We start from the raw sequence: 23,440 nt of genomic DNA on the forward strand, positions 1-23,440 counted from the left end.
CTTGGATTCAGTGGCCCAGGTAGGCCTTCTTGACATGGGGATCGCTGAGCAGCTCCTCGCCCGTGCCCGTGCGCACGATGGCGCCGTTTTCAAGCACATAGCCGCGATCCGCCAGCCGCAGCGTGCGAAAGACGTTCTGCTCGACCAGCAGCACCGTGACGCCGTGCGCGGTGACGTCGCGGATGATGTCGAACATCTGCTGCACCAGCAGCGGCGACAGGCCAAGCGAGGGCTCGTCGAACACGAGCAGCTTGGGGTCGGACATCATGCCGCGCGCGATCGCCACCATCTGCTGCTCGCCGCCCGACAGCGATCCGGCGTACTGGCTCATGCGCTCCTTGACGCGCGGGAAGATGCGCAGCACCTCTTCAAGCTTGCGCTCGACGATGGGCCGCGCCGCGCGCTTGTACGAGCCCATCAGCAGGTTGTCGCGCACGGTGAAGTGGGGAAAGAGCTGGCGGCCCTCGGGGATCATAGTGATCCCGGCGTCCACGATGTCGTAGGGCTCGCGGTTGGTCAGGTCCTGGCCTTCGAATTCCACCTTGCCCTGCGTGGCGGGGATCACGCCGCACAGCGTCTTGAGCGTGGTCGTCTTGCCCGCGCCATTGGCGCCGATCAGCGTGACGATCTCGCCCGCGTTCACCTCGAAATCCAGGCCGTTGAGCACCTGGCTCTTGCCATAGCCCGAGGTCAGGTTCGATACCTTAAGCATCTTGAAACTCCTTGCCCAGATAGGCTTCGATGACGGCGGGGTTCTCGACCACGTCCTTCGGGGCGCCGCTGACCAGCACGCCGCCTTCGTTCAGGACGATGATGCGATCCGACAGCGCCATCGTGGCCTGCATCATGTGTTCGATCAGCAGCACGGATACGCCCGAATCGCGGATGCGCCGGATCATCTGGATGGATTTTTCGATGTCGGTGGGGTTCAGGCCCGCCATCACTTCGTCCAGCAGCAGGATGCGCGGCTTGATGGCCAGCGCGCGCGCCACCTCCAGGCGCTTCATGCCGCCCACGGTGAGGCTGCGCGCCTCGGTGTTCAGGTACTTCACCAGGTCGGTCTGCTCGGCGACCTTGAGCGCGATCTGTTCGGCCTCGTCCCGGTCGGACGTGTGGATGAACGCGCCCAGCATGATGTTCTCAAGCACCGTCAGGCCCGTGAACGGCTTGGCGATCTGGAACGTGCGCCCCAGCCCCTGGTGCGCAAAGGCGTCGGGCGTCCGGCAAACGACCCAGTTGCCCTTGGCGTCCAGCATCGAGATATCGCCCTTGTCCGGCGACAGGAAGCCCGACAGCAGGTTGAACACCGTGGTCTTGCCCGCGCCGTTCGGACCGATCATGCCCAGGATCTCGTGCTGGTTGAGCGTCAGCGACACATCGTTGGTGGCGCGCAGGCCGCCGAAGCTCTTGAACAGGCCTTCGGCCTTCAGCACGGGCCGGTCGGTGCGGGTCGCGTTGCGGATGCGGATCTCGTCGGCGAGCTTGAGCTTGGGGCGGGGCGTGCCCAGGTAAGGCAGCCTGGCCAACAGGCGCTCGACGAAGGGACCGAACGCGCCGGCCAGCCCGCGCGGAATGGTCAGCACCACGGCCACCAGGATCAGGCCGTAGATCAGGCCATGCATGCCGTTGCCCACGCTGCTGAGCCAGCCGCGCGCGAGTTCCGCGATGGGCAGCACCAGGAAGGTCCCGGCGATGGGACCGGACACGGTGCCCAGTCCGCCGATCAGCGCGAACATCGCCACCTGGATGGACAATTCGAGCGAGAACGCGGAGCTGGGGTCGACGAAGGTCAGGTAGGTGATGTGGAAGGTGCCGATGATGCTGGTCAGCACGGCCGAGACGACGGCCGCGATGATCTTGACCCGCACGGTGTGGATGCCGACCGCAAGCGCCGCGTCCTCGCGTTCGCGGATCGCGATCAGGTAGTGCCCGATGCGCGACTTGCGGATGTACCACGAGACCCAGGTCACCATCACGAAGAGGCCAAACGCAATGATCACGTAGTTGATCTTTTCGCGGAACACGATCCACGCCCAACCGATGTTCAAGGGCAGGCTGATGCCGCTTGATCCGCCGGTCCAGCTTTCCTCGTGGATGACCAGCAGGCGCACCACCTCGAGGATGGCGATGGTCGCCAGCGCGAAGAAGGGGCCGCGCAGCCGCAGCGTGGGATAGCTGATCAGGACGGCGACCGCCGCGGAAATGGCGGCGCCGGCGAACATCCCGATCCACGGCGAGATGCCGAAGTTCTGGGTCAGCAGGGTGGCCGTGTAGCCGCCGATCCCGTAGAACACGGCGTGTCCCAGGGAAAGCTGGCCCGCATAGCCCCCCACGATGTTCCACGCGACCGACAGCGCGGAAAACACGAACAGCAGGACGAAGAGGTTGGTCCAGAAAGGGGTGCCCATGACGACGGGCACAAGGAACATCACGATCAGCAGGATGAGGCTGACGTAGGTTTTGGGGTGTCGAAAGTCGGGAAACACGTCTTGCTCCTTGTTGTTCCGGGTCACTCGGTACCGACGCCGAACAGGCCGTTCGGCTTCAGGACAAGGATCAAGAGGAAGATCCCGAAATAGACAACCTCCTTCAGGTCGGGCGCGATGTAGAAGCCCGCCAGCGTATCGACGATGCCGATGATCATGGAGCCGGCGACGGCGCCGTACAGGCTGCCCAGGCCGCCCAGCACGACGATCACGAAGGCCGTCAGCACGAAGTAGGTGCCCACCGTGGGAAACACGGGGTACTGCGGGGCCAGCAGGCCCGCGGCGATGCCGACGAACGCCGTGCCCAGGCCGAAGGCGATGGCGTAGACGTTGTTGACGTTCACGCCCATCAGGGTGGCCGCATAGCGGTGCTGGGCCACGGCGCGCAGCGCGCGGCCCAGGTAGGTGCGGTGCATGAACAGGTGCAGCAGCACGGCCAGCGTCAGGCCGATCACGAAGGTGACGAGCTGGCCCGTGACCATCGAGTACGGACCCACGTCGATGGCGTTGGTGCCCAGTTCGACCGGCGCGCGATAGACGTTGGCGCCGAAGATCACCAGCGCGAGGTTCAGGAGAATGGTGGACACGCCCACCGTGGCGAAGATCTGGATGTGCTGGTCGGCATGCAGCAGCGGCTGGATGATGCCCTTCTGGGTCAGCGCGCCCAGCGCGAACAGGATGACCGCCACCGGGATCAGCCCCGCGTAGGGATGGACGCCAAAATGCGCCGCGATCAGATAGACCATGTACATGCCTATCATCAGGAATTCGCCATGCGCGAAGTTCACGACGCGCACGACGCCGAAAATCAGCGTCAACCCCAGGCTGATGATGGTGTATGCGCCGCCCAGCAACAGGCCATTGATGACCAGTTGAATGAATAATTCCATGGTGCAACCTTTAAGTGCGGGAGGCGCTCCGTCCCTGTCCCGCAGCGTCCAGGGACGGGGCGCCCAAGCCCCGGGAAAGGCCGGACGCGCCCCGGGGCCGCGAGGCCCGGGCGTCCGGCCGCTGGCATCGCGCTTTATTTCTTGAAGATGGGCTTGCCGAGAGCGAGGTTTTCCGGGCCGATGGTGACGAGCTTGCCGTCTTGCCACTGCATCACGTAGAACGTGGACGCATTGTTCTGCCCGTCTTCGCCGAAGTCGAAGCCCCAGCCGTTGGCCGACTGGCCGGCGGGCTTCTTGTAGGCCAGCACTGCGGCGCGGATCTTGTCCTTGTCGGTGGACTTGGCGTTGCCGATGGCTTCAAAGAACGCCTTGGCGCCCACATAGTTGGTCAGGCTGTGGCCGGACTGGGGGTCGCTTTTGTAGGTGCTCCGGTAGGCCTGCAGGAACTTGTCCAGGCCGGGGGCGCCGGCCGGATTGATGGACGCCTGCGGAAAGTCCAGGTCGAACACGCCGTTCATGTCGGCGCCCACCGCCTTGGCGGTGTCGGCCAGCGAGTAGCCGCCGCCCGCCCCGATCACGACCTTGGGCTTGAAGCCCGCCGCGCGCGCCTGGCTGAAGAAGAGGATGGCGTCGTTCTGATAGGCCGTCTGCAGCACGACGTCGGCCTTCGCGCCCTTGAGCCGCAGGATCAGCGATGACAGGTCGACCGTCTTGGCCGAGTACGGCAGGACTTCGACCACGTTGTAGCCCAGTTCCTGCGCACGCTTCTTTTCGGTGGCCGCGACGTCGGTGCCGTAGGGGCCGTCCTCGTGGATGATGCCGATCCGGATGTCCTTGGGGTTGAGGCCCATGCCGGGGGCGATGGTTTCGTGGAGCGCGTTCACGACGGAAACGCCGTACAGCGCGGTGTTGGGGTTGCTGCGGAACAGGTATTGGTAGCCGCGCGTGGTGATCTTGTGGGCGGTGGCGCCCAGTTCGAAGTAGGGCACCCCGGCAAGCTCGGTGACGGGCGAGGCGGCGTATGAAATGCCCGAGGCGTAGCTGCCGAACACGCCGACCACGTTGGCGGAAATAAGGCGTTTGGTTTCCGACACGGCCTGCGTGGGATCCACGGCGTCGGCCTTGACGATTTCGATCTTCTCGCCGTTGACGCCGCCTGCGGCGTTGATTTCGTTCACGGCCAGTTCCAGGCCGCGGTAGCTTTCCTGGCCAAGCAGCGCAAGCGCGCCGCTGAACGGGAAGAGGGCGCCCACCTTCATGTCGGCCGCTGCGGTGCCGCTTGCCAGCGCGCCGCACACGCCCAGCGCCAAAACAATTTTGTTGAACTTGAACACTGTCTACGCTCCTTTGTTGGTATGGAATGCGGACTGAATCTACGTGCCGTCCGTCTTTTTGTATATATGATATATGCGCCGGCGAGGCGAAAACCCTCGCCTTTGATTCTAGTGTCGGTCGCTGTATGACGAATCAGGGAATTCCCTGAAACCGCATGAATAAAGCCTTAGCGGCCGATCTACGAAAAATCTACCGACAAAATTCCGTCACGCGGATGTAGCTTTAAGGTGGTTCCAAGCGCCGCATGACTGCGTCAAGAATAGCTGTTTTTATCATATATCGTATATGATGAATCGCGCTTTTCAGAACAGTCCTAGGAGACAAAAGCATGTTCGAGGAAGTTGATTTCACCGGCAAGAAGGTGCTGATCACCGCCGGCGCAGACGGATTGGGGCTGGAAATGGCCAAGGTCTTTCACCACGCCGGCGCCGCGGTGTTCGTATGCGACGTCAATGAAGCGCGTCTTGCCGCCTTGCCCGCCGAACTGCCCGGCGTGCAGGTGGCGCGGGCGGACGTGTCCGACGAGGCCAGCGTTGAACAGCTCTTTGCCGCGGTCAAGGAAAAGCTGGGCGGGCTGGACATCCTGGTCAACAACGCGGGCGTCGCGGGTCCGACGGGCTACGTCGAAACCCTGACCAAGGCCGATTGGGACCGCACGCTCGCCGTCAACATCACGGGCCAGTTCCTGTGCGCCCGCCAGGCCATCCCGCTGCTCAAGGAGTCCAAGGCCGGCGTGATGATCAACCTGTCCTCGGCCGCGGGCCATCTCGGATTCGCCGGACGGTCGGTGTATTCGGCTTCCAAGTGGGCGGTGATCGGCTTCACGAAGTCCCTGGCCATCGAGCTGGGCGGCTACGGCATCCGCGTCAACGCCATTCTGCCGGGCGCCGTCGAAGGGCCGCGCATCCGCGCCGTCATCGCGGCCAAGGCCGAAACGCTGGGACGCCCGGTCCAAGAGATCGCGGCCCAGTACGAGAACCAGGCCGTGCTGGGGCGCATGGTCACCGCGCGCGACATCGCCAACATGGTGTTGTTCAACGCCAGCGAGGCCGCCCGCAGCGTGACGGGCCAGGCCATCGTGGTCGATGGCTTCACGCAGAAGCTCTACTGATGGAGGCCGCCACCGCGGCGCGGCGCGCCGCCATCATCGGAACCGGCCTGATCGGCCAGGGCTGGGCCATCGTCTTTGCGCGCATGGGCTGGGAAGTGCGGCTGTACGACGTCAACGCCGCCATGCTGGCCGAGGCGCGCACCCTGATCCTGCAACAGTTGCGGGAACTGGAGACGCAGGGCCTGCTGGTGGGCGCGGACGCCATCGTCGACCGTGTGCAGACGGCAGCCAGCCTGCAGGAAGCCCTGGCGGGCGCCGAGTACATCCAGGAAAATTCCCCGGAAAAGGTGCAGATCAAGCGCCAGCTGTTTTCCGAACTGGATGCCCTGGCCGAGCCCCACGCCATCATCGGCAGTTCCACGTCCAGCATTCCGGCCAGCCAGTTCACCGACCATCTGGCGGGCAGGCATCGCTGCCTCGTGGCCCATCCGGTCAACCCGCCTTACCTGATCCCGGTCGTCGAGCTGTGCCCCGCGCCCTGGACCAGCCCCGAAGCGCTGGCGGGCGCTCGCGAGGTCATGACCAGCATCGGTCAGAAGCCGGTCCTGGTCCGCCGCGAAATCGAAGGCTTCATCCTGAACCGGCTGCAGGGCGCCTTGCTGCACGAGGCCTTCCGGCTTGCCAGCCAGGGCATCGCCAGCGCCGAGGACATCGACACCACCGTGAAGGACGGGCTGGGCTTGCGCTGGGCCTTCATGGGGCCGTTTGAAACCATAGACCTCAATGCGCCGGGCGGCATTGCCGACTACTGCCAGCGCTACGGCGACCTCTACCGGTCCATCGGCGCCACGCAAGACGAATGCGTGGCCTGGGAGGGGGCGCTGATCGACACCCTGTCCGACGAGCGGCGCAGCCTGCTGCCCGCCGAGGATCTGGCCGCGCGCCGCTTCTGGCGCGACGACATGCTGATGCGCCTGATGCGTCACAAACAAAGCAACGGAGACAACCATGGCTAAACCGAAACCGAAAGTCGTCATCACCTGCGCCGTGACGGGCGCCATCCATACGCCCAGCATGTCGCCGCACCTGCCGGTCACGGCCGACGAGATCGCCGAGGCGGCCATCGGCGCGGCCCAGGCCGGGGCCGCGGTGCTGCACCTGCATGCGCGCGATCCCCAGACGGGCAAGCCTTCGCAGGATCCGGCGCTGTTCCAGCCTTTCCTCGAACGCATCAAGCGCGAGACCGACGCCATCATCAACATCACCACGGGCGGCAGCCCTCACATGACGGTCGAAGAGCGCATGCGGCCGGCCACCACGTTCAAGCCGGAGCTGGCGTCGTTGAACATGGGATCCATGAACTTCGGCCTGTTCCCCATGCTGGACCGCTTCCAGGACTTCAAGCATGACTGGGAACGCGAGCACCTGGAAAACAGCCGCTCGCTGATCTTTCGCAACACCTACCAGGACATCGAATCCATCCTGACGCTGGGCAACGCCAATGGCACGCGCTTCGAGTTCGAGTGCTATGACATCAGCCATCTCTACAACCTGGCCCACTTCGTGGACCGGGGCCTGGTCAAGTCGCCGCCATTCATCCAGTCCGTGTTCGGCATCCTGGGCGGCATCGGTCCGCATCCTGAAGACCTGATGCACATGAAGCGCACCGCCGATCGCCTCTTTGGCGACGACTACGAATGGTCGATCCTGGGCGCGGGCCGCAACCAGATGCCGCTGGCGACCATCGGCGCGGCCATGGGCTCGAACGTGCGGGTGGGACTGGAGGACTCGCTCTGGATCGGTCCGGGGCAACTGGCCGAATCCAATCGGATGCAGGTGGAACGCATCCGCGGCATCCTTGAAGCGCTCAACCTGGAGATCGCCACGCCGGACGAGGCGCGGGCCAAGCTGGGCCTGAAGGGCAGGGACAACGTGGCGTTCTGACGGCGCGCGCTGGTGAGGGCGCGCCGGGCAGCCGGCCGGCCCCGCCGGCCGCCGCGGGTCAGGCGTAGCGACGCAGCGCGTCGGCCAGCGTGTTCACATCCAGCGTGCGATCGAAGTTCGCGGCGTGGCGCGCCTTCAGACTGAGGTCTGCCGCCAGCGACAGTTCCGCGTGCGGCGGCGCGGCGGGCGCACCGAGTTCGCGCAGCGAAACGGGCAAGCCCACCTGGGCGTACCACTGCTTCAGGTCGGCCAGCATGCCGTCGCCGCGGTTCTCCAGGTCCAATTGCACCAGCAGGCCCACGGCGACCTGCAGGCCGTGCAGGGCCGTCGCCACGCCGGTGATCTTTGGCAGCCCGCGCGTCAACGCGTGGGCAATGGACAGGCCCCCGCTTTCAAACCCGAGACCGCTCATGAGGATCATCGCTTCCACCACGCGCTCGAACGCCGGCGTGGGCTGCCCGGTGCCCGCCACGGCGACCGCGTCGGCGCCGTCGGCAAGCAGCGTCCGCAAGCAGCCGTCGGCAATGAGCTGGGCCGTGAGCAGCGGCGCTGCGTCATACATGTTCTTGCCGCCATTGCGCGCGCATTGCTCGGCTTCGAACTTCTTGGAAATGGCGTCGCCCAGCCCGGCCCGGAAGAAATGCACGGGCGCGGTGGCAATGATGGCGGTGTCGACCAGCACGATCGTGGGGTTGAACAGCATGTGCTCGACCGCCAGGAGGTTGTGATGCGCGTCGTACAGCACGTAGTTCTTGCTGGTGGGGGCATCGTTGGACGCCACGGTGGGCACGGTGATCAGGTGGCAATGCGACGATTTGGCCACCGCCTTGCCGGCATCGAGCGACTTGCCGCCGCCGACCGCGATGACCATGTCGATGCCTGCCGGCGCGGCCTGCGCCCGCAGGCCCTCGATGACCTCAGGCGTCAGGTCGCCTTCCACGATCAGCGGCGAAAGCGCCACGCCGTGCGCCGCGCACAATGCTTCGATTCTTGGACCCAGCACGCCATGGACATAGCCGTCGATGACGAGGGCGGCGCGCCGCCCGAACAACGCCGCATATTGTCCCAGCGTGTCCAGGGCGCCCGAGCCCTGGATATAGCGGCTGGGCGCTCCAAAAATCTTCAGCATGGCATCTCCCTATTTGCGGGCCCCGGGGGGGCGGTAGTCGAGTTCTTTTTCGCGTTCGACCAGCCAGTCGATCATGATCTTTCCGCCCCACACCAAGTCGGCCTGGATGGCCTGGCGGGCGGCTTCCGAATCGCGCGCTTCCAGGGCCTCGATCACGGCCTCGTGCCGATGTTCGTCCAGCGAATAGTCCAGCCCCGCCGTCTTGATGTGGAACACCTTGAGAATCGGGCCCGTGATGACCCAGAACGACTCCACGGTGTTGCGCAGAATGGGCTTGTTGCTGGCTTCCAGGATGGCAAAGTGAAACTTGCGGTTCAGGTAGCTGGCGCGTTTGGGATCGGTGGACGTGCACGAGATGAAATCCCGCTGCAGGGCGATCAGGTTGTCGAGCTGCTTGCGCGTGATGTGCTGCGCGGCCTCGGCCGCGCCCATGCCTTCGAGGTGAAAGCGGATCTGCTGGATTTCCCGCAGCTTTTCGGAATTGACGTAGGGCACGTACACCGCGGTGGCGGCCTGCATCTCCAGCCCCTGCTCGCTGATGAGCCGGAAAATGGCTTCGCGCACGGGCGTGATCGACACGCCCATTTCCTGCGCCAGTTCCCCGATGATCAGGCGCTCGCCAGGTTCGTACTGCCCATTGATCAGGGCATTGCGGATTTCGTTATAGACCCTGACGGAAAGGTTCTCTTTTTTGACCGGTTTGAGGCTGGGCATGGCGTTTCTAGCTTGCTGTATGGAGGATGCGGGGTGAATCCAGGTTGGATTCTAGCCCGGCGTAGCCAATTCGCGCAGAGTGAGTATATTATATATCATATATCCATACGACAGGAGGAGACGCCATGCGCTTGGGTCAGGATGCCCCCGCTTCCGGGGAAATCGCGATGCTGCGGGACAAGGCCCGCCATATCAGGCTGGAGACCATCCGCCTCATCGAAATCGCAAAGGTCGGCCACTACAGTTCCGTGTTTTCCTGCGCGGAGATCTTCGCCGCGCTGTACTACGACGTGATGCGCCTGCGCCGGGGCGAGCCCCATTGGCCCGACCGCGACCGCTTCCTCATGGGCAAGGGCCACGCCGCCGTCGGCTTGTTCCCGGTACTGGCGGACCTGGACTTCATCGGCCGCGACATGCTGGACGGCTACACCCGGCTGGGCAGCCCGCTGGGCGACCACCCCGACATGACCAAGGTGCCCGGTGTGGACTTCAGCTCCGGCTCCATCGGCCACGCCTTGTCTAATGGCGTGGGCATGGCGCTGGGCGGGCGCATGAGCGGGCGCGACTTCAACGTGTTCGTGATGCTGGGCGACGGCGAAATGCAGGAAGGGCAGGTCTGGGAGGCTGCGCTGTTCGCCGCGCATAACCGCCTGTCGCGCCTTGTCGCCATCGTCGATCGCAACGGCTATCAGCTCGATGGCAAGGTGGACGACGTCATGGGCGTGGAATCCCTGCCGGACAAGTGGCGGGCGTTCGGCTGGGAGGTCCACGAGGTCGACGGCCACAACCTGTCGGCGCTGACCGCCCTGCTGCGCCGGCTGCGGGCCGACGACGCGCGCGCCCAGCCGGCGTGCGTGATCGCCAGGACGATCAAGGGCAAGGGCGTGTCCTACATGGAAACCGAACCGGGGTGGCACCTGGGCTACCTGGCGCCGCAAGATGCGCAGAGCGCCGTCGACGAAATCCTTTCCCGCGAGATCTGAATGGCACAGGCACAAGTCCTCTCTCCCGATTCCTGGCAGTACCGCGCGCTCAACGCGGTGAACCCCGGGCTGTCGTATCTTTCCGACGCGTTGATCGATCTGGTGAAAGCCGGCCATCCTGTCGTCGCGGGTTCGGCCGACCTGCAATACTCCAACGGCCTGAACCGCTTCGCGCAGGCCTATCCCGACCGCTACGTCCAGTTCGGCATTTCCGAGCAGAACATGGTGTCGGCCGCGGCCGGTCTGGCCACCACGGGCATGATGCCCTTTGTCGCCACGTTCGCGTCCTTCCTGGGTCTGCTGTGCTGCGAACAGATCCGCATGGACGTCGCCTATACCCGCTTGCCGGTCCGCCTGATCGGCCACCATACCGGCATCAGCCTGGGGTTTTACGGCACCTCGCACCATGCCACCGAAGACATCTCCACCATGCGCGCGCTGGCCGGACTGACCGTGGTGTCGCCCGCAGACGGGCCGCAACTGGCGTCCGCCATCAAGGCGTCGGCGAACTGGCCCGAGCCCATCTATTTCCGCATCGGACGCGGCCGCGATCCGCAGGTCTATGCGGACGGCGCGCCCTTCGAATTCGGACGCGCCATCGTGCATGCGGAAGGCAGCGACCTCACCCTGATCGCCTGCGGCATCACGCTGCATGGCGCACTGGCCGCCGCCGACGCGCTGCGCGCCGAGGGGCTGTCCGTGGGCGTCATCGACATGCCCACCATCAAGCCGCTGGACCGCGACGCCGTACTGAAGGCCGCCGGGCAGTCGCGCCTGCTGATGACCGTCGAAGAGCACAATGTGCTGGGCGGTCTGGGGTCGGCGGTGGCCGAGGTATTGGCCGACGCGGGCACGGGCACGCGGCTGCGCCGTCATGGCATCTACGACGAATACAGCCTCATCGCTCCGCCCACGACCCTGTACGCCCACTACAAGCTCGACGCCGCGGGCATCGCCGACGTCGCGCGCGAATTCATCAAGCATTGAAACGGAGACGCTCATGAAGGAAATCAGCGGCAACACGCGCCTGTTCGGCATCCTGGCCGACCCCATCCACCACGTGAAGACGCCGCAGCGCATGAACGAGCACTTCGCCAAGATCGGCTTCGACGGCGTGTGCGTGCCCTTTCACGCCCGGCCCGAAAACCTCGCCGCCGTGGTCGAGGGCCTGCGCCGCCTGGAAAACCTGGGCGGCGTGATCGTCACGGTGCCGCACAAGACCGCCATCCTGGACCTTGCCGACGAAGCCACGCCCGTCGCGCGCAAGATCGGCGCGGCCAACGTGCTGCGGCGCGAGGCGGACGGACGCCTGGTGGCGCACATGCTGGATGGCGAAGGCTTTGTGCGCGGCCTGCGCAGTTGCGGCGTCGCGCCCGAAGGCAAGAGCGTGTACCTCGCCGGCGCGGGCGGCGCGGCCAATGCGATCGGCTTCGCGCTCGTGCAGGCCGGCGTTTCGCGCCTGACCATCGCCAACCGCACCCCCGCCAAGGCTGAAGACCTCAAGGCGCGCATCCTGTCGTTGCATCCGGACGCGCAGATCTCGGTGGGCAACGCCGACCCCTCTGGCCATGACCTGGTCGTGAACGGCACGTCGCTGGGCATGAAGGAGGGCGATCCGCTGCCTTTGGACACCAGCCGCCTGACGCCCGACCAACTCGTGTGCGAGGTCATCATGCAGCCCCGGGACACGGCGCTGCTCGTGGCCGCGCAGGCGCGCGGCTGCAAAGTTCACTACGGCGCGCCGATGCTGGCGTGCCAGATCGAACTGATGGTGGAAATGCTGGGCGTGACGTCCGCCCCTTGAATCCGCGCAGCCACATTCGAGACCGGTAGACAAAGATGGGCGACTACGATTTCATCATCGCGGGCGGCGGTACGGCCGGCTGCATCCTCGCCAACCGCCTGAGTGCGGACGGCAAGTATCGCGTGCTGATGCTCGAGGCCGGACAAGAGGCCCGCAGCATGTGGATCCCGATTCCCGCGGGCTTTTCCAAGCTGCTGGTCGATCCGACCTACAACTGGCGCTTCGCGACCGAGCCGGAAGACAACGTCTACGGCCGCACCATTGCCGTGCCGCGCGGCAAGGGGCTTGGCGGATCCACGCTGATCAACGGCATGATCTACGTCCGGGGCCAACCGCAGGATTACGACGGTTGGGAAGCCGCCGGCGCGTCTGGCTGGGGCAGCGAAGTGGCCGAACGCGTCTTTCGCAAGATCGAAAACTACGCGCCGGGCGGCGAAAGCCGCGGCAAAGACGGGCCGATGTACCTGGAGGAGGTCGCCGAACGCTTTCCCGTGTCGGATGCCTTCCTGCAGGCCGCGCGCGAAGACGGCCAGCCGCTCAATCCGGATTACAACGGCGGCGACCAGGAAGGCGTGGGCTACTACCAGGTGCTGCAGCACCGCGGCCGGCGCTGGAGCGTGGTGGACGGCTACCTGAAGCCCGCCGCCGGACGCAGCAATCTCAGCGTCGAATGCGGCGCCCATGTCACGCGCTTGGTCTTCGAGGGCAAACGCTGCGTTGGCGTGGCCTACCGCAAGGACGGCCAGGAACACACCGTGCGCGCCCGCCGCGAAACGCTCGTGTGCATGGGGGCGGTGCAGTCGCCGCAATTGCTGGAACTGTCCGGCGTCGGCAATCCGGCCTTGCTGAAGTCGCTCGGCATCGCCCTGGTGCACGCGCAGCCGCAGGTCGGCGAAAACTATATCGATCATTTCGCCACGCGCATGAACTGGCGCGTGAAGAACACGGTGACCCTGAACGAGATGTCGCGCGGATGGCGTCTGGCGCAGCAGGTGGCCCGCTACTACCTGAACCACAAGGGCATTCTCACGCTCGGCACGGGGCTCGTGCATGGTTTCGTCAAGAGCGCGCCGGACCTGCCCACGCCCGACGTGCAGTTCTTCTTCGTCCACGCCAGCTACGCCAATGCCGCCGAACGCATCCTGGACCGCCATCCCGGCATGACCATCGGCGTGGCGCAATTGCGTCCGGAATCGGTCGGGTCCATCCACATCAAATCAGCCGACCCGTTGGCCGGACCCGCCATCCGCCCCAACTTCCTCTGCGCGCAAGTGGACCGCGACAGCCTGGTGGGCGGCATGCAGGTAGCGCGGCGCATCGTGGGGCAGCCCGCCCTGCAGCGGTTCGTGCAGGCCGAGCTCAGCCCCGGCGCGGACGTGGACAGCTACGACGAATGGCTGGATTTCGCGCGGCGCAACGGGCAGACCATCTATCACCCCATCGGCACCTGCCGCATGGGACCTGACGCCGCCGCCGTCACCGACGCGCGCCTGAGGGTCAACGGGTTGGCCGGACTGCGCGTCGTCGATGCGTCGGTGATGCCGAAGATGGTCTCCGGCAACACGCAGGCCGCCGTCATGATGGTGGCCGAACGCGGTGCCGAAATGATCCTGGAGGACGCCGCGCAGGGGTAGGTCGCATGCGGGGCACGCGTCTTGCTAACCCGGGACGCTGGCTGCAGACTGGTGGTTCGGCTGAGCCAACTGAAAGGAGACCGTATGACTTACGACCTTTGGTACTGGAATGGCATCCCCGGGCGCGGCGAGTTCGTGCGCCTTGCGCTCGAGGCGGGCGGTATCCCGTACCGCGAGCGGGCGCGCGACCCCGGCGCCGATGAAGGCGCGCTGATCGACGACCTGCAGTCCGCGCGCAAGCATCCCCCTTTCGCGCCGCCGTACCTCGTGGCCGGAAAGATGACATTGGGGCAAACGGCCAACATCCTGCTTTTCCTGGGCGAAAAGCACGGCCTTGCCCCCGATTCGCTGGAAGGGCGCCTCTGGGTCAACCAGCTGCAGCTCACCATTGCCGACATGGTGGCCGAAGCGCACGACACGCATCACCCCATCTCCGCCAGCGAGTACTACGAAGACCAGAAGGAAGAAGCCGCCCGCCGGGCGCGCGTCTTTCGCGAAGAGCGCATCCCCAAATTCCTGGGCTATTTCGAACGCCTGCTTGACGGGCCGCAGGCGTGGCTGGCGGGCGGCAAGAAGTGGACCTACGTCGATCTATCCCTGTATCACTTGGTCGATGGGCTGCTTTTTGCGTTTCCCAAGCGCATGGCCACCGTGGCGGCGCATTACCCCAATGTGTTTGCGCTGCACGAGCGCGTGACCGCGCTGCCTGCGTTGCAGGCCTATTTTTCCAGCGGCCGGCGCCTGCCATTCGGAGAGGGGATCTTCCGGCAATATCGGGAGCTTGACGCGGCTTAGCTGCGGGTTATCCCGGGTGTGTGTGAGGACAACGCCGTGAAAAATTTTGGCCCGATGAGGTTGAGGCTCGCAAATTTTTAGGATTAAATAGTTTCTATTAGATACACGTGTACCAGGCGCGCGGCAAACTGAATCCTGGAGGTCACCATGCTTTGGCATACGCTTGACCGATTCATTCGTGGACACCGACCCTCGCGGCAGAGGGATCTGCTGGGACAGATCGACGCCATCGACAGATCCCAGGCGGTCATCGAGTTCGATTTGAATGGCCACATCCTGATGGCCAACCAGAATTTCCTGGACACCATGGGCTATGCGCTCCAAGAAATCCAGGGCCGGCATCACCGGATGTTCGTCGATCCCGGCGAATCCGGTTCGGCGCAATACGCGGCTTTCTGGCAGAGACTGGCCCAGGGCGCGCATGATGCCGGCCGCTATCGGCGGATTCGCAAGAATGGAACGGACGTCTGGCTGCAGGCGACCTACAATCCCATCTTCGACCCGCACGGCCAGCCCGTCAAAGTGGTCAAGTACGCCACCGACATCACCGAGCAGCAGCAGCGCCAGGCCGATTCCGAAGGCCAGCTTGCCGCGATCTCCAAGGTGCAGGCGATCATCGAGTTCGAGCTCGACGGCACCATCATCCGCGCCAACGAGCTCTTCCTGAACGCGGTGGGCTACCGCGCCGACGAAGTGCTGGGGCGCCACCACAGCATGTTCGTGCCGCCCGAGGAAGCCCGAAGCGCGGCCTACAAGGAGTTCTGGCGCAGGCTGCGCAACGGCGAACACGACACCGGCCAGTACCTGCGGCTGGGCAAGGGCGGACGCCAGGTCTGGATCGAAGCCAGCTACAACCCGATCCTCGATGCGCAGGGCCGGCCGTTCAAGGTCGTGAAGTTCGCCACCGACATCACCAAGCGCTTTACCGCCGCCCAGACGCTGCGCGTCGCGGTCCAGGGCCTGACCGAAAACGCGGAGCGTGCGCGGCAGGCCAACAGCCTTGCCCAGGACGCCAGCCACATCGCGGAAACGGGTGGCGAGACCATGCGGGACGTCGTGAGCACCATGGCTGGCATCACCGAAAGCTCGCGCCGCATTTCGGAAATCATCGGCGTGATGGACGGCGTCGCGTTCCAGACCAACATCCTTGCCCTGAACGCCGCCGTCGAGGCCGCGCGCGCCGGCGAGCACGGCAAGGGTTTCGCGGTCGTGGCCGCCGAAGTCCGCAGCCTCGCGCAGAACAGCGCCGCGGCCGCCAAAGAGATCAAGGCCCTCATCACCACGTCGGTGGAGCAGATCGAAGGCGGTGCGGTGCAGGTCCGGTCCGCGGGCGACACGATGGAAAGCATCGTGTCGTCGTCGCGGCGCGTGACCGAAATCATGGGCCAGGTCGTCGAGGTGTCGCTGGCGCAATCGGCCAGGCTGGGCGGCGTCACAGAAGACCTCACGCAGATGAGCGCCGACGCGGTCGAACGGTTGCGCGCCGCCTAGCCCAAGCCGTCCGGCTTGCGTAGCGCGGTGGCGCGAGTGCGCTATAAAGACGGCATTGTCCGTAACGACCCCGTCCGCGCCAGCGAAATGCGCCGCGGGCCATGCCCTCTGCCGTAAACGTCATGACCGAATCCGAAGCCCTCGCCCTTGCCTCGCACCGCCACTACAAGGGCGGGCTGTACCGATACATCGGCACCGCCCGCCATTCCGAAACCGAGGAATCCATGGTGGTGTACGAGCATCTGTGGCCTCACGCGCGCGGTATGTGGGTGCGCCCGGCCGAGCTGTTTTTCGGCCAGCTTGCCGATGGCTCGCCGCGCTTTGCCGCCCTGCATCCCGCGGAGTAGGCCCATGACCTATTTCTTCAGGCGGCCGCGCGCCAACGACGCCGCGCCCGCCCGGCTTGCCCCGCGCGCCCAGGCCGCCTTGACGCAGGCGCTGCAGGCGCTCGGCGGCCCCTTCGTCGTCGCCGACCTGGAAACCACCGGCCTGTCGACCGCAAGCTGCGAAATCCTGGAATTCGCCGCAGTAAGGGTCGGCGCGGGCGGCACGCTGGAACGCGAATACACGCAAGTGGTGCGCACCTGCGGCCGCGTCCCGTCTTTCATATCCCGGCTCACCGGCATCACGCAGGCCGAGGTCGATCGGGACGGCGTGCCCGTGGCGCAGGCCTTTTCGGCCTTTCTGGCGTTCGTGGAAGACCTGCCGGTGTTCTTCCATAACGCGTCGTTCGACCGGCGCTTTCTCGGTGCGGCGGCCCTCCAGACGGGCCTGCCGTTCGCCAACGCCACCCATTGCACGCTCGCGTTGGCGCGCCGCGCATGGCCGGAATTGCCATCGCACAAGCTGGATATCCTGGCGCGGCACGTGGGCGCGTCGCAGCCGACGCACCGGGCCTTGGCCGACGTGCGCACCACGGTCGCGGTGGCGCTGGCGGCCAGCGCGCGTCTGGCCGCGGCGTGATGGGGATCAATACCCGCGCCTGACGAACCGCCGCGATGGCGCCACCCCAGGCGTGCGCCCGGGCTGGCGCGCTGCGTCAGATCACTTGCTGTTCGTGATGCACTTGGGGCGGTTCGACGAAAAAGCCGCCCACCAGCTTGCGCCATTCCTGGAAGTCGGCCGATTCGCGGAAATCCACCATGTGGTTCTCCACGGTTTCCCACTGCACCACCAGCGTGTAGCGCTGGGGTTGCTCGATGCTGCGGTACAGTTCCATGCCGTGGCATCCCTTGGCGCGCAGAAAGAGCGGCTTGGCCTGGGCAACACCGGCTTCGAACAGCGCTTCCTGTCCTTCGCGGACGTGGATGCTGGCAATCTCCTGAATCATGGCTTTGTCTCCAATTGAAGGGGGGCGGGCAGGGCCGGGAGTAGTATGGCCGAAATTTCCGTTTCCATCCCCACCGATGAATCACAGAGCCGTCACCTTGACTCGTCTCATTGCCGTTCGCCTGTTCTGGTACATCGGCGTGGGCGGCATCGCCTTGATGTCGTTGTTCCTGCACACGCAATTCGGGGTTGACGTGCTGCTGTCTGCCATCGCCATCTACATTCCGCTGTCGATGCTCAGCCTGCCGCTCGTCGCCTGGCTATGTCTGCGGCGCGGCGCTCCCTGGGACGAACGGGGCCTGCCGCCGGCCTGGCCCGCGCATCTGGCCGGCGTCTGCGGCATGGCGCTCTTGGCCAGCTACCAGGTGCTGGCCAATCTGGAACTTGCCGAGTGCGGATTCCTTCTGGTCCTGGTGGCCGTCGACCTGATGCTCGCCCGCCGCGAGACCGGTTGGCTGCTGCGCATTGCACGGGAACGCGCGGGCGGCTGACCGCCGCGGCGCGGGCTTTCCGTGCAGCCGCTGCGCGTCCTGTGCCTCCGCCTTGCGCGTTAGGCATCACGCGCGAGCGTAGGACGCATCGTCCCATCCGTTGAGTTGAAGCCCTGGCTGCAAGGCGGGGTTGTCATGCCGCCCGCCTCGGCCATACGACGGGCCAGGCAGGGCCGCGTTCTACGCTTTCAGGTTCGTGTCATGCGCGAGTCCATCCTCCAGAAAGACCCGGTCGTTCGTTTAACCGATACCGATCTGCCTACCGCGGCGCAATCATTCCGTACCACTACGAAAGTCCCATGCGCCTCGCCCTGAAAGGGCGCAGCCCACGGGGAAGTAACGGTCCGCGCCGGTCGGTCTCCGGCACCTGTGCATCCGTGCAGACGGATCAGGAGGAGCTCAAATGAAAAAGCTCGCAGCAGTCGCCGCGTTGTCATTGTTTGCCGCATCGGCCTACGCCACCGGCCCGGGTCAGGTAGGAGGCTCGATCACCGGGCATGCCGGCGCCATCAACGGCACCGCCACATCCATCTCGTCAGGCAGCTCCGTGGTGGCCACCCAGGTCAACGGCTACGGCTCGTCGAGCCAGACGTCGTTCGGCAGCACGGGCGGCATCGCGGAGGTCGGCGGAAGCTTCAGTCGCGACGGCACGCAAGTGGTGACCAGCACGCGCCAATACGCCAACAGCGAGTCCTACGGCCATGTCTCGGGCAACGCGCCCATCATGGTCGGCGACAGCATCGCCAATGGCGGGGCAACATTCGGCAGCACGGAAACGAGCGCGTCGGCGACAGGAACGTTCCACGCGGCGAATATCGGCGCTTTCGGGTCGATACACGGCATCGGCTCGGTGGGCCATGTCGGCGGGTTCAATCGCTGACCCAATTATCCGGACGGCTTCGGCCGTCCGGGCGAGGGGACATCATGAAGACCATTGTTTTAGCCATCTCCCTGTCGCTCGTCGCCGCGTCGGCCGGGGCGCAGACCAGTACATCCAGCTCCACGACATCGGCGTCGTCCGGCGCGACCAACGCGGGCAATAACCAGGGCATCACACTGAACTCCAGCAACAGCGGCACCAGCACCTTGCGCAGCGCGCCGCCCGTGGGCGGCCAAAGCTTCTACGGCTCGTTCTCTTCCGACAGCTGCATGGTGTCCGCCGGCGGCGGCGGCTCCGTGGTGGGCTTCGGGATGAATGTCGCGATTCCGATCGAAGACCAGAAATGCAGCTTGCGCCGCAATTTCGAGCGCACCATGCAGGCGGCGGCGTCCACCAAGGACGCGGACCGCTCGCGGCGGCTGGAGACGGCGGCCATCGACATCCTGTGCCAGACCGACGACCGCACCAAGGCGGCGCTGGTGGCGCAGGGGCTGTGCACCAACCCCGCCCTGACGACGGCGGACCACCGGTTCGACAGCGGGGCCGTGGCACAGGTCGCGCCGCCGCCGATACAGACGGCGCGCTCCGCGCCCGCGCAACCCCAGGCGCCCCTGGCCCAGGGCGCTCCCGTCGTGTCCGCGCGCAGCGCGGCGCTGACCGCGCCGCCCCTGCGTAATCCGCGCCTGGAACGGCAGCAGTTCGCAGACCTGTATACGCCAGGCTAAGGAAGCGAGACGCCGGCGGTCCCGCGGGGGCCTAGGTCGTGGCGGGCGGCGGAACCGCCGCGGGGGCAGGCGCCTGCGCGGGTTCCGGCGCCGTCGCGAGCAGCATCGTGGGCGGAGACGATACCTCCAGCCCGGCTTCGTCCAGGCGCTTTAGCACCGTGAACAGCAACGCGCTGCGCACGCCATACGCCGCGCGGGGGGACGACACGTAGCCCCTTGCGTTGAAGATCAGATGGCCGGCGTCGATACCGTCCAGAAATACGTCGGGCGCCGGCGACTCCAGCACGTCCTCGTGATCCGCAAAGGCCTGCCGCATCAGTTCGCGCACCCGTTCGGCGTCCGTGGACAGGGGCATGGGCAGCTTGATCTGCACCAGGCCCAGCGGATTGGACCGCGTGACGTTGCGCACCGTCTTGGTCACGAATTCGGAATTGGGCACGATCACCGTGGACCGGTCGCCCATCTGGATCTCGGTGGCGCGCACATTGATGCGCAGGATGTCGCCTTCGACGCCGCCCAGCGACACCCAGTCGCCGACCTTCACCGGACGCTCCGCCAGAAGGATCAGGCCCGACACGAAGTTCTGCACGACGGCCTGCAAGCCAAAGCCGATACCCACCGACAGCGCGCTGGCGATCCAGGCCACGCGCTCCAGGCCGATACCCGCGGCCGAAAGCGACAGCGCCACCGCCACCACGAACCCGCCATAGCCGAACAGCGTCGCCGCCGACAGCTGCATTCCCGGGTCCAGCTCCGTCGTCGGAAGGTAGCGGTGGGACAGCCAGCGCTTGAGCATCTTCACGCCCAGCAGCGAGAGCGCCAGCACGATCAGGGCCTGCAGCACCGCGCCGGGCCGGATCTGCGCCTCGCCGATGGCCAGGCCCTTGCGGAGCTGGTCGAAGCGCTGCACCAGGTCCATCGGCGCCTCGCCGAACGGCGCCAGCACCAGGGTGATGGCAAGCAGCGCGATCGCCACGCGCCCCAGGCCCGACAGCAGCACCGCCGCCTGGTCGCGCATGCTGGGCCCTTCGCCGTCGCCGCCCTCGCGGTGCGAGGTGCCCAGCAGCGTGCTGAAACCATCCTCGATCAGCGTCGAGGCCAGATACGCCGATGCCAGCACGATCAGCACCCACAGCACCTGCTTGACCAGGAAACTGCCAAACGCCACGTAGCCCGCCAGCAGGCTCGCAAGGCTGACGATCAGCACGGTCCAGACGGCGGCCAGCATCAGGGAAACCCACAACGGCACCGGCGTCTCGCTGTCCTGCATGACCTGGCGGCGCAGGCGGCGGCTGATCGCCAGCACGGCGGCCAGCATCGCCATGCTCAGCACGGCGACCATGCCCGTCAACGTGATCGTCGTCGTCAGGCTTGCGTCCAACAGGACCGGCAGCCCCTCGGCAAGCCAGATCAGCACCACCAGCACGCCCAGCGCGCCGGGCAGCCAGCGCAGCCGGTTCGCCACGATGTCGCTGACGGGGGGCAAGCGCCAGGTAGGTCTATGGGTGGACAGCAGCGCATAGCCCATCCCGGAGACGAAGCCGCCGAAACAGACCGTGGCCACCAGGTTGGTCACCAGGGAATCGGTGCGATCCGACAGCTGCGATCTCCAGTCCAGGCCGGCCTGGATCAGCAGGGCGATCACGCCCGGCGTGGCGACCGACAGCGCCACGAGCGCCACCGCCAGGAAGGAGCGGCGCAGGCGCCCTGGCGGCACGCGCGTCGCGGTCAATCGCAGCAGGTATCGGCCTACCCACACGCGCAGCGCAATCGCCAGGCCGGCGGCAGCGGCCAGCAGCAGCCAGCCCCACTTGGGCGTCTGTCCCACTGCGGTCGACAGGTTACTGCGCAGCGCTTCCAGCCGCTGCAGGTCGCGCGGAAACTCCTGGCGGAACTCGGCCCAGAACTGGCCGGACAGAAAGGAATCGCGCCGTTCGCCAAGGCGGGCCTGGAACTGCTTGCGTCGCTGCGCCGAGATCTGCTCCGCCGTCTGGCCGGCGTCCACCGACAGCAGCCTGGCCAGCTTGAGCTGCGCGTCCAGCGCGCGGCTGTTCTTTTCAAGCTGCGCCCGCTGCGCCGCCACGTCGGGCGCTTCCTTGGCGCCCTCCGGCGGCGTGCCCAATTCGCTCAGCCGCGCCGTCACGCTGGCCAGTTGCGGCGTCAGCGCCTCCGTGGCGGCGTCCGCCTTGGACTGGATATCCAAGGCCTCCCCGCGCTGTTTGAGGAGGACGGCATCGTCGGTGACGTCGGGAATCTGCTTGCGGATATCGTCGATCTGCTTGCGCGCGGCGGCAAGCACGGCCTCGGTATCGACCGGCGTGGCGGGCGGCGCCGCGAAGGCGGGCAGAAAGCAGAACGCCAGCAGCAGCGCTGCAAGCAGCGCCGCCAGGTTGGGGGCGCGGACCGGGCGGGCGCGCGTAAGCAAAGAAGGCGTTGTCGGGATCATGGTCCTGGACGAGTGGCTCGCGTCGAGGCGGCAGCATAGCAAGGCCCCGGCCTGCGCGTTGCAACAAAAACTGGTGTTGTGTCCCTGTATTTTCAGGCTGGCGGACGCGCTCCAATGGCCGAGCCCGCAGGCCGATAAAACGGGGGCGGATTACCACGACACCGCCCGCCGCGCGGCAGGCCATGCCCGCCTGCGCAACCCCTGTTTACGCGGCCAACGTTTGGATTCAACTTGATGGGCGTTGGGAACCGCGCGCGGCCCGATGCCGGGGCTTGCCCAGCACGGCGTCGCACACCTCCAGCCACGCCCGGGCCGCAAAGGACAGGTAGCCCGACTGCAGCCAGATATGTCCCACTTCCCATTGCATGCCGGACTTGGCCAGCTTGGCGGTGCTGAGGCCACGGGTCTTCATCCGCTGCATCAGCGGCTCGGGCAGCAGGGCCACGCCCAGTCCGGCCGACGCCATCGCCACCAGGAAATCCCAATGCGCGCTCTGCGCGGCAATGCCCGGCTGAAAGCCCGCGTCTGCAAATGCCTGGCGCAAGCGGCGCGTGATGGCGAAGTCGTCGGTGGGTATCAGCAGCCGCGCCTCGCGCAGCGCGCTCAAGGGCAGCGACGTCTTTCCGGCCCATGGCGCGTCGGGCGGCCCGATCACCCAGATCGGGTAGCTGCCGAACGCCTGCGCGGCCAGCCCGCCATCGGGTGCGACGGGCAGGATGGTGGCTCCGATCTCCAGTTCCCCGCTGGCCACCAGGCTCTCCACCGCCGGGCCGGTACCTTCGCGCAGCGTCAGATGAATCCCCGGATGCAACTCGCGGAATCGCTTGACCACCGGCGTGAACAGCAGATTGATCATTGGCGGGATGCCGACCTCCAGCGACCCGCGGCCGAGTTCAGCGGTCTGGCGCAGTTCTTCCGAAAGCTGCCGCATCGTCTCCAGCACTTGCAGGCCGCGCAGGTACATGACCCGGCCCGTGTCGGTGGGGCGCGCGGTATGCCCGTCTCGGATCAGCAGCGGGGTGCCGGCTTCCTCCTCCAGTTGCCGGATCATTTTGCTCACGGTGGATTGCGTGACGAACAGGGCTTTGGCGGCCTGCGTGAAGCTGGCATGCCTGACGGTTTCCACGAAATACCGCAACGCGCGCACATCCATGTCGGGGCGGTCCTTCGCGCATTGCGCGAGAAAAAATCAAATGATGAAAAAAACGACTTATTTGGATGATTTTAAGTCATTACGAGATTTGAGCCCGCCTTCCTATACTGCCGAAAAATCGTCCCACCGTCCGTATCCGCGGCCCGTGGGACCTCGGGAA

At 65.9% G+C, this 23,440-nt stretch carries 24 protein-coding genes; 15 read left to right on the forward strand and 9 right to left on the reverse strand.

Features of this window, described 5'->3' with window-relative positions:
- Positions 1-7: 7 nt before the first annotated feature.
- The 4 genes from ACZ50Q_RS07575 to ACZ50Q_RS07590 form a co-directional block, all read right to left on the reverse strand.
- Positions 8-712: an ABC transporter ATP-binding protein gene (locus ACZ50Q_RS07575; protein ID WP_076515602.1), complete on the reverse strand. Its 705-nt coding sequence runs from the start codon at positions 710-712 to the stop codon at positions 8-10.
- Positions 705-2,486 carry a branched-chain amino acid ABC transporter ATP-binding protein/permease gene (locus tag ACZ50Q_RS07580; protein WP_092579138.1) on the reverse strand — a complete coding sequence of 594 codons (1,782 nt, stop codon included), beginning with the start codon at positions 2,484-2,486 and terminating at the stop codon, positions 705-707. The genes ACZ50Q_RS07575 and ACZ50Q_RS07580 overlap by 8 nt, the downstream gene beginning before the upstream one ends.
- A gap of 23 nt (positions 2,487-2,509) precedes the next feature.
- Positions 2,510-3,376: a branched-chain amino acid ABC transporter permease gene (locus ACZ50Q_RS07585; RefSeq protein ID WP_092579071.1), complete on the reverse strand. Its 867-nt coding sequence runs from the start codon at positions 3,374-3,376 to the stop codon at positions 2,510-2,512.
- Positions 3,377-3,510: 134 nt separating this feature from the next.
- Positions 3,511-4,710, reverse strand: a complete 1,200-nt coding sequence (locus ACZ50Q_RS07590) for an ABC transporter substrate-binding protein (RefSeq protein ID WP_464081046.1) — start codon at positions 4,708-4,710, stop codon at positions 3,511-3,513.
- Between the two features lie 329 nt (positions 4,711-5,039).
- On the opposite strand from ACZ50Q_RS07590, the gene ACZ50Q_RS07595 reads away from it, so the two are divergent.
- The 3 genes from ACZ50Q_RS07595 to kce are packed head-to-tail and all read left to right on the forward strand — an operon-like array spanning position 5,040 to position 7,706.
- Positions 5,040-5,822 (forward strand): SDR family oxidoreductase, encoded by a 783-nt coding sequence (locus ACZ50Q_RS07595; protein WP_464081047.1) that lies wholly within the window; start codon positions 5,040-5,042, stop codon positions 5,820-5,822.
- Positions 5,822-6,778, forward strand: a complete 957-nt coding sequence (locus ACZ50Q_RS07600) for a 3-hydroxyacyl-CoA dehydrogenase (protein ID WP_464081048.1) — start codon at positions 5,822-5,824, stop codon at positions 6,776-6,778. The genes ACZ50Q_RS07595 and ACZ50Q_RS07600 overlap by 1 nt, the downstream gene beginning before the upstream one ends.
- Complete coding sequence (gene kce / locus ACZ50Q_RS07605) at positions 6,771-7,706, forward strand: 3,5-dioxohexanoate:acetyl-CoA acetone transferase (protein WP_464081049.1); 936 nt, start codon at positions 6,771-6,773, stop codon at positions 7,704-7,706. Before ACZ50Q_RS07600 ends, kce begins: the two co-directional genes overlap by 8 nt.
- 58 nt (positions 7,707-7,764) lie before the next feature.
- On the opposite strand, the gene ACZ50Q_RS07610 is transcribed toward kce, so the two are convergent.
- Both ACZ50Q_RS07610 and ACZ50Q_RS07615 read right to left on the reverse strand, forming a co-directional pair.
- Positions 7,765-8,835, reverse strand: coding sequence for a glycerol dehydrogenase (locus tag ACZ50Q_RS07610; RefSeq protein ID WP_464081050.1), 1,071 nt, complete (start codon positions 8,833-8,835; stop codon positions 7,765-7,767).
- Between the two features lie 9 nt (positions 8,836-8,844).
- The gene (locus tag ACZ50Q_RS07615) at positions 8,845-9,549 is read right to left on the reverse strand and encodes a GntR family transcriptional regulator (RefSeq protein ID WP_076515588.1); all 705 of its coding nucleotides are present in this window, start codon (positions 9,547-9,549) and stop codon (positions 8,845-8,847) included.
- Between the two features lie 125 nt (positions 9,550-9,674).
- Between ACZ50Q_RS07615 and ACZ50Q_RS07620 the strand changes: the two genes are divergently transcribed.
- From ACZ50Q_RS07620 to ACZ50Q_RS07655, 8 genes are all read left to right on the forward strand, one after another.
- A complete protein-coding gene (locus tag ACZ50Q_RS07620; RefSeq protein ID WP_464081051.1) occupies positions 9,675-10,532 on the forward strand; it encodes a transketolase in 858 nt (285 codons plus the stop codon).
- Positions 10,533-11,519: a transketolase family protein gene (locus tag ACZ50Q_RS07625; RefSeq protein ID WP_092579083.1), complete on the forward strand. Its 987-nt coding sequence runs from the start codon at positions 10,533-10,535 to the stop codon at positions 11,517-11,519.
- Positions 11,520-11,532: 13 nt separating this feature from the next.
- Complete coding sequence (locus tag ACZ50Q_RS07630) at positions 11,533-12,336, forward strand: shikimate dehydrogenase family protein (protein ID WP_076515582.1); 804 nt, start codon at positions 11,533-11,535, stop codon at positions 12,334-12,336.
- Between the two features lie 35 nt (positions 12,337-12,371).
- Complete coding sequence (locus ACZ50Q_RS07635) at positions 12,372-13,970, forward strand: GMC family oxidoreductase (RefSeq protein WP_464081052.1); 1,599 nt, start codon at positions 12,372-12,374, stop codon at positions 13,968-13,970.
- Between the two features lie 84 nt (positions 13,971-14,054).
- On the forward strand, positions 14,055-14,765 hold the full coding sequence (locus tag ACZ50Q_RS07640) for a glutathione S-transferase (protein WP_464081053.1): 711 nt from the start codon (positions 14,055-14,057) through the stop codon (positions 14,763-14,765).
- Positions 14,766-14,912: 147 nt separating this feature from the next.
- A complete protein-coding gene (locus tag ACZ50Q_RS07645) occupies positions 14,913-16,256 on the forward strand; it encodes a PAS domain-containing protein (protein ID WP_464081054.1) in 1,344 nt (447 codons plus the stop codon).
- Positions 16,257-16,378: 122 nt separating this feature from the next.
- The gene (locus tag ACZ50Q_RS07650; RefSeq protein WP_076515574.1) at positions 16,379-16,603 is read left to right on the forward strand and encodes a DUF1653 domain-containing protein; all 225 of its coding nucleotides are present in this window, start codon (positions 16,379-16,381) and stop codon (positions 16,601-16,603) included.
- Positions 16,604-16,607: 4 nt separating this feature from the next.
- A complete protein-coding gene (locus ACZ50Q_RS07655) occupies positions 16,608-17,219 on the forward strand; it encodes a 3'-5' exonuclease (protein ID WP_464081055.1) in 612 nt (203 codons plus the stop codon).
- A gap of 76 nt (positions 17,220-17,295) precedes the next feature.
- Here the strand turns inward: ACZ50Q_RS07655 and ACZ50Q_RS07660 are convergent, their stop codons facing one another.
- Positions 17,296-17,586 carry an antibiotic biosynthesis monooxygenase family protein gene (locus tag ACZ50Q_RS07660; RefSeq protein ID WP_076515572.1) on the reverse strand — a complete coding sequence of 97 codons (291 nt, stop codon included), beginning with the start codon at positions 17,584-17,586 and terminating at the stop codon, positions 17,296-17,298.
- A gap of 97 nt (positions 17,587-17,683) precedes the next feature.
- Between ACZ50Q_RS07660 and ACZ50Q_RS07665 the strand changes: the two genes are divergently transcribed.
- From ACZ50Q_RS07665 to ACZ50Q_RS07675, 3 genes are all read left to right on the forward strand, one after another.
- Entirely contained in the window at positions 17,684-18,076 is a 393-nt protein-coding gene (locus ACZ50Q_RS07665) for a hypothetical protein (RefSeq protein WP_231952186.1), read from the forward strand.
- Positions 18,077-18,479: 403 nt separating this feature from the next.
- Positions 18,480-18,956 carry a hypothetical protein gene (locus ACZ50Q_RS07670; RefSeq protein WP_076515568.1) on the forward strand — a complete coding sequence of 159 codons (477 nt, stop codon included), beginning with the start codon at positions 18,480-18,482 and terminating at the stop codon, positions 18,954-18,956.
- A 44-nt stretch (positions 18,957-19,000) separates the two neighbouring features.
- Complete coding sequence (locus ACZ50Q_RS07675; RefSeq protein WP_464081056.1) at positions 19,001-19,681, forward strand: hypothetical protein; 681 nt, start codon at positions 19,001-19,003, stop codon at positions 19,679-19,681.
- A gap of 31 nt (positions 19,682-19,712) precedes the next feature.
- On the opposite strand, the gene ACZ50Q_RS07680 is transcribed toward ACZ50Q_RS07675, so the two are convergent.
- Positions 19,713-22,127 carry a DUF3772 domain-containing protein gene (locus tag ACZ50Q_RS07680; RefSeq protein WP_464081057.1) on the reverse strand — a complete coding sequence of 805 codons (2,415 nt, stop codon included), beginning with the start codon at positions 22,125-22,127 and terminating at the stop codon, positions 19,713-19,715.
- Between ACZ50Q_RS07680 and ACZ50Q_RS07685 the strand changes: the two genes are divergently transcribed.
- The gene (locus ACZ50Q_RS07685) at positions 22,126-22,362 is read left to right on the forward strand and encodes a hypothetical protein (protein ID WP_464081058.1); all 237 of its coding nucleotides are present in this window, start codon (positions 22,126-22,128) and stop codon (positions 22,360-22,362) included. The genes ACZ50Q_RS07680 and ACZ50Q_RS07685 overlap by 2 nt on opposite strands.
- On the opposite strand, the gene ACZ50Q_RS07690 is transcribed toward ACZ50Q_RS07685, so the two are convergent.
- A complete protein-coding gene (locus ACZ50Q_RS07690; RefSeq protein ID WP_464081059.1) occupies positions 22,354-23,280 on the reverse strand; it encodes a LysR family transcriptional regulator in 927 nt (308 codons plus the stop codon). The two genes, ACZ50Q_RS07685 and ACZ50Q_RS07690, sit on opposite strands and share 9 nt — an antisense overlap.
- Positions 23,281-23,440: the final 160 nt, after the last annotated feature.

The organism is Achromobacter sp. T5-5 (assembly GCF_055397965.1).

Excerpts from the sequence above, each read along its gene's own strand:
- ACZ50Q_RS07635 (WP_464081052.1), top strand. The coding sequence starts at position 12,372 with ATGGGCGACTACGATTTCATCATCGCGGGCGGCGGTACGGCCGGCTGC.
- ACZ50Q_RS07640 (WP_464081053.1), top strand. The coding sequence starts at position 14,055 with ATGACTTACGACCTTTGGTACTGGAATGGCATCCCCGGGCGCGGCGAG.
- ACZ50Q_RS07680 (WP_464081057.1), bottom strand. The coding sequence starts at position 22,127 with ATGATCCCGACAACGCCTTCTTTGCTTACGCGCGCCCGCCCGGTCCGC.
- ACZ50Q_RS07685 (WP_464081058.1), top strand. The coding sequence starts at position 22,126 with ATGGTCCTGGACGAGTGGCTCGCGTCGAGGCGGCAGCATAGCAAGGCC.
- ACZ50Q_RS07620 (WP_464081051.1), top strand. The coding sequence starts at position 9,675 with ATGCGCTTGGGTCAGGATGCCCCCGCTTCCGGGGAAATCGCGATGCTG.
- ACZ50Q_RS07600 (WP_464081048.1), top strand. The coding sequence starts at position 5,822 with ATGGAGGCCGCCACCGCGGCGCGGCGCGCCGCCATCATCGGAACCGGC.
- ACZ50Q_RS07610 (WP_464081050.1), bottom strand. The coding sequence starts at position 8,835 with ATGCTGAAGATTTTTGGAGCGCCCAGCCGCTATATCCAGGGCTCGGGC.
- ACZ50Q_RS07615 (WP_076515588.1), bottom strand. The coding sequence starts at position 9,549 with ATGCCCAGCCTCAAACCGGTCAAAAAAGAGAACCTTTCCGTCAGGGTC.
- ACZ50Q_RS07625 (WP_092579083.1), top strand. The coding sequence starts at position 10,533 with ATGGCACAGGCACAAGTCCTCTCTCCCGATTCCTGGCAGTACCGCGCG.
- ACZ50Q_RS07660 (WP_076515572.1), bottom strand. The coding sequence starts at position 17,586 with ATGATTCAGGAGATTGCCAGCATCCACGTCCGCGAAGGACAGGAAGCG.
- ACZ50Q_RS07585 (WP_092579071.1), bottom strand. The coding sequence starts at position 3,376 with ATGGAATTATTCATTCAACTGGTCATCAATGGCCTGTTGCTGGGCGGC.
- ACZ50Q_RS07575 (WP_076515602.1), bottom strand. The coding sequence starts at position 712 with ATGCTTAAGGTATCGAACCTGACCTCGGGCTATGGCAAGAGCCAGGTG.
- ACZ50Q_RS07670 (WP_076515568.1), top strand. The coding sequence starts at position 18,480 with ATGAAAAAGCTCGCAGCAGTCGCCGCGTTGTCATTGTTTGCCGCATCG.
- ACZ50Q_RS07655 (WP_464081055.1), top strand. The coding sequence starts at position 16,608 with ATGACCTATTTCTTCAGGCGGCCGCGCGCCAACGACGCCGCGCCCGCC.
- kce (WP_464081049.1), top strand. The coding sequence starts at position 6,771 with ATGGCTAAACCGAAACCGAAAGTCGTCATCACCTGCGCCGTGACGGGC.
- ACZ50Q_RS07650 (WP_076515574.1), top strand. The coding sequence starts at position 16,379 with ATGACCGAATCCGAAGCCCTCGCCCTTGCCTCGCACCGCCACTACAAG.
- ACZ50Q_RS07645 (WP_464081054.1), top strand. The coding sequence starts at position 14,913 with ATGCTTTGGCATACGCTTGACCGATTCATTCGTGGACACCGACCCTCG.
- ACZ50Q_RS07595 (WP_464081047.1), top strand. The coding sequence starts at position 5,040 with ATGTTCGAGGAAGTTGATTTCACCGGCAAGAAGGTGCTGATCACCGCC.
- ACZ50Q_RS07675 (WP_464081056.1), top strand. The coding sequence starts at position 19,001 with ATGAAGACCATTGTTTTAGCCATCTCCCTGTCGCTCGTCGCCGCGTCG.
- ACZ50Q_RS07630 (WP_076515582.1), top strand. The coding sequence starts at position 11,533 with ATGAAGGAAATCAGCGGCAACACGCGCCTGTTCGGCATCCTGGCCGAC.
- ACZ50Q_RS07690 (WP_464081059.1), bottom strand. The coding sequence starts at position 23,280 with ATGGATGTGCGCGCGTTGCGGTATTTCGTGGAAACCGTCAGGCATGCC.